Annotated in this window: 14 protein-coding genes; 4 read left to right on the top strand and 10 right to left on the bottom strand. The window is 65.3% G+C overall.

Annotated elements, in window-relative coordinates; translation table 11 throughout:
• Positions 1-11 precede the first annotated feature (11 nt).
• The 3 genes from ACFXHA_RS34380 to ACFXHA_RS34370 form a co-directional block, all read right to left on the bottom strand.
• Entirely contained in the window at positions 12-611 is a 600-nt protein-coding gene (locus tag ACFXHA_RS34380) for a dihydrofolate reductase family protein (RefSeq protein ID WP_379363603.1), read from the bottom strand.
• Positions 612-618: 7 nt separating this feature from the next.
• Complete coding sequence (locus tag ACFXHA_RS34375) at positions 619-1,440, bottom strand: metalloregulator ArsR/SmtB family transcription factor (protein ID WP_379363601.1); 822 nt, start codon at positions 1,438-1,440, stop codon at positions 619-621.
• Between the two features lie 158 nt (positions 1,441-1,598).
• On the bottom strand, positions 1,599-2,189 hold the full coding sequence (locus ACFXHA_RS34370; protein WP_379363937.1) for a hypothetical protein: 591 nt from the start codon (positions 2,187-2,189) through the stop codon (positions 1,599-1,601).
• Here ACFXHA_RS34370 and ACFXHA_RS34365 point away from each other — a divergent pair.
• Positions 2,106-2,831: an NUDIX domain-containing protein gene (locus ACFXHA_RS34365; protein WP_379363599.1), complete on the top strand. Its 726-nt coding sequence runs from the start codon at positions 2,106-2,108 to the stop codon at positions 2,829-2,831. The genes ACFXHA_RS34370 and ACFXHA_RS34365 overlap by 84 nt on opposite strands.
• A 37-nt stretch (positions 2,832-2,868) precedes the next feature.
• Here the strand turns inward: ACFXHA_RS34365 and ACFXHA_RS34360 are convergent, their stop codons facing one another.
• Positions 2,869-3,396, bottom strand: coding sequence for a nucleotidyltransferase domain-containing protein (locus tag ACFXHA_RS34360; protein ID WP_379363597.1), 528 nt, complete (start codon positions 3,394-3,396; stop codon positions 2,869-2,871).
• A gap of 232 nt (positions 3,397-3,628) precedes the next feature.
• On the opposite strand from ACFXHA_RS34360, the gene ACFXHA_RS34355 reads away from it, so the two are divergent.
• Positions 3,629-4,186, top strand: a complete 558-nt coding sequence (locus ACFXHA_RS34355; RefSeq protein WP_379363595.1) for a hypothetical protein — start codon at positions 3,629-3,631, stop codon at positions 4,184-4,186.
• Between the two features lie 17 nt (positions 4,187-4,203).
• On the opposite strand, the gene ACFXHA_RS34350 is transcribed toward ACFXHA_RS34355, so the two are convergent.
• Positions 4,204-5,121 carry an alpha/beta hydrolase gene (locus ACFXHA_RS34350; protein ID WP_379363593.1) on the bottom strand — a complete coding sequence of 306 codons (918 nt, stop codon included), beginning with the start codon at positions 5,119-5,121 and terminating at the stop codon, positions 4,204-4,206.
• 41 nt (positions 5,122-5,162) lie between these two features.
• On the opposite strand from ACFXHA_RS34350, the gene ACFXHA_RS34345 reads away from it, so the two are divergent.
• Together ACFXHA_RS34345 and ACFXHA_RS34340 are read left to right on the top strand one after the other, a co-directional pair.
• Positions 5,163-5,633 (top strand): MarR family winged helix-turn-helix transcriptional regulator, encoded by a 471-nt coding sequence (locus ACFXHA_RS34345; RefSeq protein WP_379363591.1) that lies wholly within the window; start codon positions 5,163-5,165, stop codon positions 5,631-5,633.
• A gap of 235 nt (positions 5,634-5,868) precedes the next feature.
• The gene (locus ACFXHA_RS34340) at positions 5,869-6,339 is read left to right on the top strand and encodes a nuclear transport factor 2 family protein (protein ID WP_379363589.1); all 471 of its coding nucleotides are present in this window, start codon (positions 5,869-5,871) and stop codon (positions 6,337-6,339) included.
• 15 nt (positions 6,340-6,354) lie between these two features.
• Here the strand turns inward: ACFXHA_RS34340 and ACFXHA_RS34335 are convergent, their stop codons facing one another.
• From ACFXHA_RS34335 to ACFXHA_RS34315, 5 genes are all read right to left on the bottom strand, one after another.
• Positions 6,355-7,059: an SDR family NAD(P)-dependent oxidoreductase gene (locus ACFXHA_RS34335; RefSeq protein WP_379363587.1), complete on the bottom strand. Its 705-nt coding sequence runs from the start codon at positions 7,057-7,059 to the stop codon at positions 6,355-6,357.
• A 53-nt stretch (positions 7,060-7,112) separates the two neighbouring features.
• Positions 7,113-8,102, bottom strand: coding sequence for an acyl-ACP desaturase (locus tag ACFXHA_RS34330; protein WP_379363585.1), 990 nt, complete (start codon positions 8,100-8,102; stop codon positions 7,113-7,115).
• On the bottom strand, positions 8,099-8,722 hold the full coding sequence (locus ACFXHA_RS34325) for a TetR/AcrR family transcriptional regulator (protein WP_379363583.1): 624 nt from the start codon (positions 8,720-8,722) through the stop codon (positions 8,099-8,101). The genes ACFXHA_RS34330 and ACFXHA_RS34325 overlap by 4 nt, the downstream gene beginning before the upstream one ends.
• 66 nt (positions 8,723-8,788) lie before the next feature.
• Positions 8,789-10,114 (bottom strand): salicylate synthase, encoded by a 1,326-nt coding sequence (locus ACFXHA_RS34320; RefSeq protein ID WP_379363581.1) that lies wholly within the window; start codon positions 10,112-10,114, stop codon positions 8,789-8,791.
• A gap of 49 nt (positions 10,115-10,163) precedes the next feature.
• A complete protein-coding gene (locus ACFXHA_RS34315) occupies positions 10,164-11,501 on the bottom strand; it encodes a phenylacetate--CoA ligase family protein (RefSeq protein WP_379363580.1) in 1,338 nt (445 codons plus the stop codon).
• Positions 11,502-11,686 lie beyond the last annotated feature (185 nt).

Here is an 11,686-nt window from a genome sequence, read left to right as displayed (position 1 = left end):
CATCGGCAGGTTCAGTGCTTGCGGTCGTAGACCACGGCGAGCTCGCCGAGTTCGCCGACCTGGTGGCTGGTGAGCTGCCAGTGCGATGCGGGGAGGCCGTCGACGAAGAGTTGCTCTCCGCCGCCGGTGATCTCAGGGGTGATCAGCAGGTAGAGGCGGTCGATCAGGTCCGCCGCGAGTAGTGCCTTCGTGATGGTCGGGCTGGTGTTGACCAGGATCTCGCCGGTGCCAACGGATTTCAGTTCGGTGATGACTTCGGCGGCGGGGGCGTTGACGACTCGCACGTGTTCCCACGGCATCTCGGTCACGGTGGTGGAGAAGATGACCTTTTCGGTGTCGAGCAGCCATTTGGCGTAGGCGCGATCGCGGGGATCGGCATTGTCGTCGACGGCGACGGCGGACCAGTATCCGAGGAAGCCTTCGGCGTTGGCGCGGCCGAGGACACCGGTCGTCGCGTTCTCGTGGATGGTGCCCAGGTGGTTTCGCGCCGTCTCGGTGGAGGCGTAGGGGACGATCGCGGCCATATCGCCGGGCCCGCCGGCTCCGTGATAGCGGCCATCCAGGGTCAGGACGATATTCGCGGCCACGATGCGTTGGTCGGTGGTGCTCATGACGGTCCTACTTCCTTGGTGTACGTGGTGATTTCGTGGGGATTGCAACGAGATGGGCGAGCTGGTCGAGCACCTGCCCCCACCCGGTGTTGATTCCGGCGATGAAATCCGATGCCGTGATGGCGGTATCGGTGATGCCCAGGTCGAGCCGCAGCCGGGTGCCCTCGAGCGCCTCGGTCAATGTCAGGTCGTATCGGCCGGTGAACAACACCGCCCCGGCCGGGTCGAACAATGAGAGGTCGAATCCGAGCCGCCCGGGTTCCTCGGCGACCCGCACCTGCCCCGCGGAGTGATACCGCCCCTCGGCGTCCCGGTAATCGAGGATCACCCGACCACCCGGCCGCGCCTCGATACGACAATCGGTAATCGTGATCGACGGTGGGGCCCACCAGGATTCGAGCAGCTCCGGCTCCGCCCAGTACCGCCACACGGTCTGCGGTGCCGCGGCCAGCACCCGCTCGAAGGTGAAGGTCCGCCCGTCCGCCCATCGATCCCGGTCGGCACGAGCAGCCTCGGCAGCCAGGGCGCTGCGATACCGCGCAATCGTATCCAGTTCGCCCGCAGTGGATTCGGCGAGTTCGATCAGTTCCCGCAACCGTCGCTCGAAAGCGTTCAACGCCGCCACTTCGATCGCGGCGATTCGGCGTTGCCCGAGCGGCGACACCGTCACCAGCCCCGCCCGCGTCAAGGTCTGCAAGTGCTTGGTCGCCTGCGGTTGCCGCAACCCGGTCAAATCCGCCAGCTCACCCACCGACCGTGGTCGCTCGGCCAGCAACTCCACGATCCGCCACCGAGCAGCATCCCCGAGCGCCGCCGCGATCTCTTCCATGCCCAAAACATTCCCATAGGCGAATATTCATGTCAAGGAATATTCGCAGGCGGTTGGCTACCCGGTATGGCCACATCGAGCAACGGAACCGTCGACCAGTACCTCGCCGACCTCGCCGACCGCTGGCTCCAAGCCACCGCCGACTGACCGGAGCCGGGTTATCGGAGTTCGGTATTGGCGAGCGCGGCGAGCAGGGCATCGGGATTAGGGACGTCGTAGAAAGCGAAGACATCCTTTCTCTTGCTCAACATGCTGGTCTCGTCGAGAGGCGCGGGTTTGCCGTTGCCGCCGATGATTACGGTGACGTGGCGTCCATCGCGGCTGTGCCGGAATGACATCGGCAGGATATGGAGTGGTGCTTCCCGTAGCGACCTCGTGCCGACCGCGATCAGTGCTCGCTCCGTGGTCACCGCATACCGAGTGCGTTGCCGCAGCCATCGTTTACGGATGATGCGGCCAACTGCCGCATACAGACCCGAGCACAGGAACAGCGGGCCGATCACCGCGAAGGGAATCACCGGTCCACCCGAGAAGAGCACCGCCAGTGGGAGCATCGACCCCGCCGCGAACAAGAGGCCGAACGGAATCTCGAAGAAATCGGTCACGATAAACCGGGCATCGGGGTCCGGCCCGCCCAGCCACACCAGCCGCTCATCCCCCCGCAAATGCCGATGGATCCGGAAATCAAGCCCCTCCCCATCCCGGTCCGCCACACCCGACCACGAGTATTCGCTGCCATCCTCGTTCATGCGGGGGTCACACCGCCCCGCCGACCGATATCGCCGGCAAGCCCTCGCCGATCAATCTCCGCATACGCCAACGGAACCGAGTCCGCGGCAATCGTCATATTCCTACTGACGCCAGTACGAGTCACACCCCTTCTATACCGCCACGACCCCCACCCCGCAGACCGCATTCGCGCTGCGCATCCCGAACTCGGCAGTTGTGGACGTCCAGCGAGGCACAATGCACAGGTGGAACCGTTCAGAGTGCGCGTGGCCGCCTACGTGATTCGTGACTGCAACGGTCCGCAACTCCTGGTCTTCGACCATGTAGGCATGCCGGAAGCAGGGACTCAGATCCCAGCGGGCGGCGTCGCTACGGACGAAAGTCTCGAGCAGGCCGTTCTACGCGAGATCGCAGAGGAAACAGGCCTTACCGATCTAGAGGTACTCGGACCGATCGCAGTTGATGAGCGCCCGTATCCGCACACCGGTGCCCCACGTCGAACCACATACTTTCGGGTACGCCCGAGATCAAGCGTGGCCGACAGCTGGACTCACCGTGTCATGGGTGACGGCGAAGACAACGGCTTGCTCTTCGCCTGCCGCTTCGAGCCCTTACCACTCACCGAACCGCTGGCCGACCACCAAGACGCGTGGTTGGGATAGAACGATCGCCGGATGTCGCTCACAGCACCAGCATTCCCTAGCTGGAGCCGTACGGTTCGGGCCGATGGAGGTCGAACTTCGCGCTGAGTCGGGCCATGTCCTCGAAATCATGTGCGCGAGGCGGATATCCGAGATGACACTGGAGCGACCATTCCGGGGTCTCGCAGCGCACGGTCTTCCCGAGGATTTCGCCTTGCCCGCACAGAGCGGAACTGCCGAATCGGTCCCCGCCCACGACACTTCCGTAGTGGATCAGCCCACCGGGCAACTCCTCGTACAAGTGCAGATCCACCCGCAGTGCTCGGCCATCGTGCAGCACAAAGTTCCACGGTCGATCGCCACCCCAGGGAAGCAGGCGATCGATCCCAAGCTCGGAAAACGTCGCGATCAGCGGGTCGAGGCCGGCCGCGGGTAACCAGATGTCAAGGTCGGAGTGTTCTCGTGTCTGTTCGCCGAGAAGCGCGTCGACCGCCCATCCACCGCCGATGCAGGGGTAAGCCCCGCGAGACTCGAGCGCCGAGATCACGGCCAGCGTGGACTCGGCCGTCATGTGATGCAGGTCCATCCGACCGATCCCCCTGCCGCTTGGTCGAAGTCGAATCTGCAGACGATAGCGGTTCCAATACGAATGTCGCGATCGGTTATCAGAGGAGGGCGCCGCCGGACACCTCGATGCGCTCGGCGGTCATCCAGCGCGGGCCCTCCGCCGCCAGCGTGGCGATGGAGCACTCATTGCGGAATTTTGTCCGATTCCCCTCGCTGGCAACTCCCTGATCTTGCTGGTGTAGGAATGCGGCATGATCGTTTCAAACCGCGGCATCGTGTTGTTTGTCGGGGCAATGTTGGTTGGTGGGGTCGCCGCCTGCTCGGCCGAGCATTCAACGGTGTCGGATGCGATGCCTACCGGTGCGGCGTCGTCTCCCGCGCCCACCAGTGCGGCGTTGTCCCCTGCTGAAGCGCTGAAGCGGCTGGACTTCCTGGCCGGTGCATGGTCGTTCACGTGTGACGACGAGACGACCGGCAAGGATGTGTTCGCCTGGCGTCCGGATGGCAAGGTTCTGGAGAATCGTTCGACGACGAATCTCACTCCCGGTGACAACCCGGTGGTTCAATCGAATGTCACGTTATTTGAATATGATTCGTCCCTCAGTCAATATCACGTTCACCCCGAAGTCACCACCGGGCCAGGGCTGCACGGCCAATTCAACGGCAACGCACTCGTCGTGTCCGGCCTCGTTCGTGACACCTACCGTCCGAACCCTGACGGAACCATCACGCTCACTGTCGACGAGCCCAGGGGCAGTACGTTCTCTCCGCTGATGGTCTGCACGATGACCCGGGACCGAACGCTGTAAACAGATTGTGGCCACTTCTATACCGGGACGTGCGTACCCCGGGTGCTGAGGTGCTGGGTGAGGAAAAGGGCTGCGCGGTCGAGGGCTTGGTCGGCTTCGTCGAGGATGCCGGTGAAGGCTTGGAAGACGTGGGGGACGTCGGCGGTGATGTCGAGGATGACGTCTACGCCGGCGGCTCGGGCGCGGGCGGCCAGGCGGGTGGAGTCGTCGAGGATCATTTCGTTGGTGCCGGCCTGCAGGAGGATCGGCGGGAAGCCGTTGAGGTCGGCGAGGATTGCGGGGCTGAGCAGCGGCTGGCGGGGGTCTTGGCCCGCGAGATACATGGAACCGGTGTGTTCCATGGCTTCCCGAGTGAACAGCGGATCCACCTCGGCCTTGGTCATCATGCTCTCGCCGGAGCGGGTGCTGTCGAGTCCGGGGGAGAAGGCCACGATCGCGGCGGGCAGCGGTAGCCCTGCGTCGCGGGCCGCGAGGCAGGTGGTGACGGTCAGGCCGCCGCCTGCGGAATCGCCCGCGAACACGATGGACGAGGGGTGCTCGCCGGTATCGAGCAGGGCGCGGTAGGCGCTGAGGGTGTCCTGGATCGCGGCGGGGAAGGGGTGCTCGGGAGCCAATCGATAATCCACCGAGAAGGCGCGGAATCCGGTGCGGGTCACCAGGTTTGCGGTCAGTGACATCGCGGTCTGTGGTGAGCCGTAGACGAAGCCGCCCCCGTGGAAGTACAGGATCGTCCCGGGAGACGAGTTCTCGGTCGGTTCGACGAGCACGGCGGGCCGGTCGCCGAGTGTCGTTGTCCGGGTGCGAATTTCGCTCGGCACATGCATCCGTCCCATGAGCTCCCGGAATCCCGCCCGAATCTCCTCGACCGAACGAGGCCCGGCCGGTCGAGGCCGGCGTAGCAGTGCGTCGATCGTCTCGCGTTGTTCTCTGCTCATGTGCACCTTCCTTGGAAGTATCTTCCTATAGAATATATGCCATGGAAGATAAATCGAGGCAAGGGGTCGTCGACCTGCCGACCTTGTTCTCCGACCTCGTCCGCTGCGAAACGCGGCTCTACAACGCGCTCAACGATCGCCTCCGCGAACACCACGGCATCCTCACCTCGCAGTTCGAATCCCTGCGCTACCTCCGCGCTCACCCGAACGCTCGGGTTGCCGACCTCGCGAACGAGTTCGCCGCTGGCGTCGGCGCGATGAGCAAGGGCGTAGACCGCCTGGAGAATCAGGGATGGGTAGCCCGCCAACCGAACCCAACAGACCGCCGCTCATCCCTACTGGCCCTCACCGACGACGGCCTCCACCTTCTGGAGTCGGCCGAACAAACCTTCACCCAGCACCTGACCGAATTGCTGAGCGCCACCATCCCGTCGTTACCGACCCTCGCCCAGGCTTTTTCGCAGCTGCGCGCCCAGCTCGAACGCGACCGAATCGGCCTCCCCGCCGGCTGACCCGTCCTCAGAATGCGCTGGTGCACTGGGCTTCTCGACCTTTGTCTGCCATATTGCATGATCGAGGCGAAGGATCGCGTCGGTACGCTCGTTGGCATGGGCGGGGCCTTGATACTGCTGATCGTCACCATCGGCCGGCGTCGCGGTCGAACCAACCCGAAACCCCGTTGATGCTCCGACGCGGCTGCGGTTAGATCGTGGAGGGTGGGTCTGATCCCGCCGAAGGGGGATGTTCATGTCCGAGCCGGAGCAATTCGTCGCGAAGTTCATCGACTTCTGGAAGAACCCGTCCACGCAGCGGCTGCCGGAGATTCTGCATCCGGATGTCGTGTTGACTCAGCCGCTGGCCGCACCGATGCGGGGGATCGGGGCTGCGCAGGAAGAGTTCGAACGGATCTGGCGATTTCTGCCGGATTTGCGTGCGCACGTGGATTTGTGGCGCGGCGACTCGGAGGTTTTGTTCATCGAGTTCCGGTTGCGGGCGACGGTGGGGCGCGAACAGATCGAATGGCCGAACATCGATCGGTTCATGCTGCGCGAGGGGAAAGCTTTCGTGCGCACCAACTACTTCGATCCGCTGCCGATTTTCGGCAAGATCGTGAAGCATCCGTCGCTGTGGCGGCGCTGGTGGACCTCCGGCGCGTCGCGGCCCTGGCGTACCGGGCACGGCATCGACGACTACACGGCGCTCGTGACCGGTGCATGATGTCGATCGATCGCGTTACCAGGGAACGGTTTTGCCGAGGTAGTCGAGGTATTGCAGGCCCGGGTGGCCGTGCTGGGCGTCGATGGTGGTGACGAGGTTCGGGATGCTGTCGCCGATGGTGAGTGGCGCGTCGGGACCGCCGACCTCGGTTTTGACCCAGCCCGGGGCCAGCAGCAGGAGAATGCGGGAGTCGCCACGGGTGCGGGCGGCGTAACTGCGCATCAGCTGGTTGAGGGCGGATTTGCTGGCGCGGTAGATCTCGAACCCGCCGCGTTCGTTGTTGGCGATACTGCCCTGACCCGAGGACATAATCGCGATGGTGCCCTCGCGGCTGACGAGGTCGCCCAGGCTCTCGATCATGCGCATCGGGCTGAGCGCGTTAGTGACCATCAGCCGATTGAACTCCTCGGTCGCGATGGTCGCCGGAGTCTCGTCCGGGTCATTGGCGACGCCCGCATTCACGAACAGCAGGTCGAACATGCGCATCCCCAACCGCTCCTGCAACGCTCGAACCTGTTCGGGCGCAGTGATATCGACCTGCTCGATCTCGAGCCGCTCCCCGACGCTGTCCTGCAACTCATGCAGCGGCGTGCGCCCGAAACCACGGACCGTCGCCACCACCCGAGCCCCGCGTTCCACATACTCCGCAGCAATCGCACACCCCAACCCTCGCGACGCACCGATCAGCAAAACGGTCTTGTTCGGGGAGCCGATCCTCACGAGCACTCCTGTCGTCGCGGTGTCGCACGGCCAAGAATCACGATCGGTTCAGTCTATTCGCCAACAAAAGCAGTCTTCGAAGACACTCTGGCCAGTGCACGGTCGCGTTGTTCCTCGAATCGCCCAGTGTCGATTCGCATCTTGTCGAGATAGTCACCGAGTTCGTTGCGGATCCGGTCGCCGTGGGAGCTGAAGTCGTTGCGCTCGAAGATTTTCCAGGTGCGGAGGACGGGGAGGACTACTTCTTCGAGGTGCTGCCGGGGGTCGTAGATGCCGTGTTTCGCCATCATGACGGCGTTGCGACGCCAATTGGGCATGCCCGCACCGGGCATCTGGAAGTTCTTCAGCATGAGGGTGATTGCTTCGAGGGTCTGGTCGGGGACCAGGTCCAGGGCGGCGGCGCAGAGGTTGCGGTAGAAGATCATGTGGAGGTTCTCGTCGGCGGCGATGCGTTGCAGCATGCGGTCGGCGATCGGGTCGTGGCACACCTTGCCGGTGTTGCGGTGGCTGACACGGGTGGCCAGCTCTTGGAAGGTCACGTAAGCGACGGAATGCAGAAATCCCACGGTGGCAAGGCTTTCGGCGTCCGCGACCTTGTCCTGGGCGATGCTCATGGCCGAGAAGCCGGCCGTCATGTGCGCCATGCGAGCCTGTTCGAGTGCCACCGGATCGACGCCGCGGGTGACCACCAGGTAGTCCCGCATCACGATGCCGTGCCGATTCTCCTCGGCGGTCCAGCGCCCCACCCAGGTGCCCCACGCGCCGTCCTGAGAGAAGTTCTCGGCGATCTCGCGGTGATAGGACGGCAGGTTGTCCTCGGTCAGCAGGTTGGTGATCATCGCGACCCTGGCGAGTTCGCCGAGCCTGGATTGCGCCGGGTCCCAGTCCTGCCCGTCGAGCGCCGCGAAATTGCGGCCCTCGTCCCACGGCACGTAATCGTGAGGATGCCAGTCCTTGGTCATCGACAGATGGCGGTTGAGGTTCTGCTCGGCAACCGGCTCCAACTCGATGAGCAGTTGACGTTGCGTCCAAGGGTTCGTCACTTCTCGCTCCGTACTGAAGGGTCCGGTAGACCCGCCCTGATCTGATCGAATGCCGTCCGCAGCAAGGTGTGGGACGAAAGCGGTGGTCCTGCTCGGAGATAGACCTCCGCCGCGGATTGCCACGCGGCCCCGATCGCGGCGGCGACCAGCCGCGGATAGACATCCCGGGACGGGTCGGTCCGGGTGCGCTCGGCGATGACCGCGATCAATTCCTCGTCGGTGAAACACACCTTCGACACCGCCGTCCGCATCTGCGGCTTCGCCAGCAGGTCACGCAGAACAGTCAACTGCGCAGCACTCGGTGCCCCGGCCCCGGGATCGGTGCGGTCGATGAACGAGGCCGAAATGGCCTCCCACAGCGGCTCATTCGCGGGCCTGGCGCGCAGCGCCGCGATATTGTTCCGCAACCGCTCGACCTGCCGATAAGCCAGCGCGTCATACTTGCTTGTGAAGTAGTTGTTGAAGGTCCGCACCGATACCTGAACCCGGGCCGCGATCTCGTCCCGCTGCAACCCCTCGACGCCCTTCTCCGCCAGCAACTCCCAAGCGGCATCACTGATCGCCGTGCGAGTGTCGATCTTCTTCCGCTCGCGCAATCCGAGCCCGGGTTCGTCCGTCACACTCGGCACGGTACCAAAACTTGCCCGTAGGCAACATTGCCTACGGGCAAGTTTCTAATCCGCGCTTCAGGGGCGGGGCACCAGGTAGGGGGAGACGCTGGTGAGTTTTTCGCAGGTTTCTTCGAATTCGCGGGTGGGGGTGGATTGGGCGATGATGCCGGCGCCTGCGCGGAGCCAGGTGGCGGTGGGGGTTTGGTAGACGGCTCGGAGGACGAGGGTGGCTTCGAGGGCACCTGCGGCGGAGAAGGTTATTACCGCACCGGAATAGAGGCCTCGGGTGGAGTTGTCGAGGCGGAAGATGGCGTCGACCGAGGGGCGCTTCGGGATGCCGGAGGCGGTGATGGCGGGGAAGAGGACTTCCAGGGCGTCCCAGGGGGTGTGGTGGGGGGTGAGGCGGCCCTGGACGGTGGAGGCGAGGTGTTGGACGCTGCCGCGTTCGCGGACGGACATGAAGTCGGTGACCGAGAGGGTGCCGGGGGTGGCGACGGTGGCGACCTCGGAGCAGGAGGCGCGGACCGAGACCGCGTGTTCGACAATCTCTTTCGGGTCGGATTCCAGGTCGGTGCGGGCGGCGTGGTCGGTGTCGTGGCCGCGGCCGAAGGCGCGGGTGCCGGCCAGGGGCTCGGTGGTGACGGTGCCGTCGACGTCGACGGCGACCACCAGTTCGGGGCTGAACCCGGCGGCTTCGAGCCCGCCGAGCCGCAGCAGGAAGGAGCGGGCGGGCGTGTTGTGGGCGCGGCCGAGCCGGTAGGTTTCCGCCATGTCGATGGCGAACCCGACGTCCTTGCGCCGCGACAGGATCACCTTGTGGTAAGTGCCGGAACGGATTTCGTCGATCGCGGCGGCGACTCGCTCACGGTAGGCGGTGTCGTCGTCGGTGACGTCCACCGGCCGCGGCAGCGCCAAGGGTTCGGGTGCGGCGGCCAGGGCGGCGGCGATCCGCCCGGACTCCAGGGCGGTAGCACCGGTGACGCTGGTCCCAGCGTCGGTGACGATCACCTCGACTCGGGGAATCATCAAGTGCGCCAGCTGAACTCCTGCGGCGAGATGGTGCCCGGCGCCCAGCGCGGGCGCGCAGAACTCGAATCCCACCCAGCCGTAAGCGGTCCCGGTCGCCGCCTGGGCGTCACCGAGCCGAACCCGGTCGAGCGCCTGCTTGAGCGCCGCCACCGGACGACCGGTCCAGGACTCCTCGCTGCTGCGCCCACCGGCGACGATCCGCACCCGGTCGGTATCCAGTTCGATCGTCGCGAGCGGGTCCGCCGCGAATACCCAGGCGCCCGGCCGCTCGTAGACGACGTACTCGCCGAATAGCCCCGATCGTGCCAGCCGGCTGACGGCGGCCACCGGGTCGGCGGTGGTTCCGGGCGCGGCGAACTCTGTTGTTGTCACGTGCGTACTCCGTCGTTTTCTACTGCGGCCCTGCCGATTTCCGGCAGGGTCACTGGTACATGAGGGCTTTGTCCCAGGATTCGTCCGGCCCGAACAGGTAGCGCGCCTTGAGAATGTCGCGCTCCGCGGTGAGCGCGTCCATCGGGACGAGCGTGCCGGGCGGTAGAGCGGTGATGCGGTGGGGGATGGCGAGGGTCTCGTCGATCGCGGCGCCCAGTTCCCGGGCGGCGTGTTCGCGAATGTCTTCGGGCGCTTCGAATTCCAGCACCAGGGCCGACGGCGTCGCCTGAGCCCGCCAGAACATGACCTCGAATTCGCGGGGGAGCCCGAACACCAACTCCTCCACCTGATTCTGTGTCACCGTGCGCTCACCCACCGGATAGCCGAATCCCGCGCGCCCGAAGACCCGCACGGTCGGCAGCACCCAGCCGCACGGGCACGGCGCATAGCTGATCTCGACGTCGTCGGCGAGGTTGTAGCGCAGCAGCGGCATGGCTTCTCGATAGAGCGGCGTCACCACCAGCTGACCACGCCCGTCCGGGGTGATCCGACCCGTCTCCGGCGAGTACACCTCGAAGATCGCCCGGTCCGCCCACAGGTGCAGCTGCCCCTCCGGGCATTCCCCGGCCACGGTCCCGGTCTCGGTGGACCCGTACTCCTCGACGATCGTCGCCCCGCCCCAGATCTCACTCAACCGCCGTTTGCGGGCGGCCGTCATCGGCTCGGCGGCGACGAACATCGCACGCAGCGAAGGGAAGTCGACGTCGGGCCGCAGCCCGGCGGCCCGCGCCGCCGCCGCGATCATCACGGCCTCGGTCGGATTGCACCAGGTCAAACTCACATCCAGCGACACCATCAACCGCACGATGCGCGCCAGCGGCAAGGCCAGCGAGCGTGCGTCCCCCGGCACGACGGTGGCGCCGCGCAGTCGTCCGGCCGCCTGGGCGAGATGCCCGGTGATCACCAGCGCGTACGGCGTCCGCACCAGAAAGGTGTCCTCGGGCGTGATCCCCACCCATTTGCGGGCGTATCGCTCGGCGAGGTCGATCCAGTCCTCATCGGTGTAGTACGACGCCGTGGGATGCCCCGAGGTGCCGCTGGATTCGTGGTAGGTGGCGAGTTCGCGTCGGTCGACCGCGAGCAGCCCGAACGGGTAGCAGTCGCGCAGATCCTGCTTGCCGGTCAGCGCGATCGCGTCGAAATCGCCGGCCGTGACGGGTGCGCCCCCGGCCGCGTAGCGGGCCGCGTAGAACGGCGACCGCAGCGCGCGATCGAGCAGCTCGGGCAGCCGATCCCGTTGCAGCCGGGCCAGTTCCTCGAAGCTCGACCAGTCGCCCAATTCCGGGCGCTCACCGGTCGAGGCACCGAGAGCCGATGTGTGCGTCATGAATACTCCTTCGGCGGAACATATTCATGACTACCCGGCCGCGCCGGGCCCTGGACAGAGGCAAGGCTACTCAAAGTCGTCGGCCTGCTACTCAAATTTGCGGACTGTTCTCCGAGCCCGTCGAAGGCCACCCGAATTGAGTACCGACTACTCACGAAATCGGGCCGCGTGAAGTGGTCGGATAG

The organism is Nocardia sp. NPDC059240 (assembly GCF_042753865.1).
Taxonomy (GTDB): domain Bacteria; phylum Actinomycetota; class Actinomycetes; order Mycobacteriales; family Mycobacteriaceae; genus Nocardia.
The sequence above is the reverse complement of the archived record's forward strand: the minus strand, read 5'-3'. Positions and strand labels throughout refer to the sequence as shown.

Bases quoted from the DNA above. Each gene is read 5' to 3' on its own strand.
- ACFXHA_RS34380 (WP_379363603.1), bottom strand. From the start codon at position 611: ATGAGCACCACCGACCAACGCATCGTGGCCGCGAATATCGTCCTGACC.
- ACFXHA_RS34375 (WP_379363601.1), bottom strand. From the start codon at position 1,440: ATGGAAGAGATCGCGGCGGCGCTCGGGGATGCTGCTCGGTGGCGGATC.
- ACFXHA_RS34365 (WP_379363599.1), top strand. From the start codon at position 2,106: ATGCCGATGGATCCGGAAATCAAGCCCCTCCCCATCCCGGTCCGCCAC.
- ACFXHA_RS34370 (WP_379363937.1), bottom strand. From the start codon at position 2,189: ATGAACGAGGATGGCAGCGAATACTCGTGGTCGGGTGTGGCGGACCGG.
- ACFXHA_RS34360 (WP_379363597.1), bottom strand. From the start codon at position 3,396: ATGGACCTGCATCACATGACGGCCGAGTCCACGCTGGCCGTGATCTCG.
- ACFXHA_RS34355 (WP_379363595.1), top strand. From the start codon at position 3,629: ATGATCGTTTCAAACCGCGGCATCGTGTTGTTTGTCGGGGCAATGTTG.
- ACFXHA_RS34350 (WP_379363593.1), bottom strand. From the start codon at position 5,121: ATGAGCAGAGAACAACGCGAGACGATCGACGCACTGCTACGCCGGCCT.
- ACFXHA_RS34345 (WP_379363591.1), top strand. From the start codon at position 5,163: ATGGAAGATAAATCGAGGCAAGGGGTCGTCGACCTGCCGACCTTGTTC.
- ACFXHA_RS34340 (WP_379363589.1), top strand. From the start codon at position 5,869: ATGTCCGAGCCGGAGCAATTCGTCGCGAAGTTCATCGACTTCTGGAAG.
- ACFXHA_RS34315 (WP_379363580.1), bottom strand. From the start codon at position 11,501: ATGACGCACACATCGGCTCTCGGTGCCTCGACCGGTGAGCGCCCGGAA.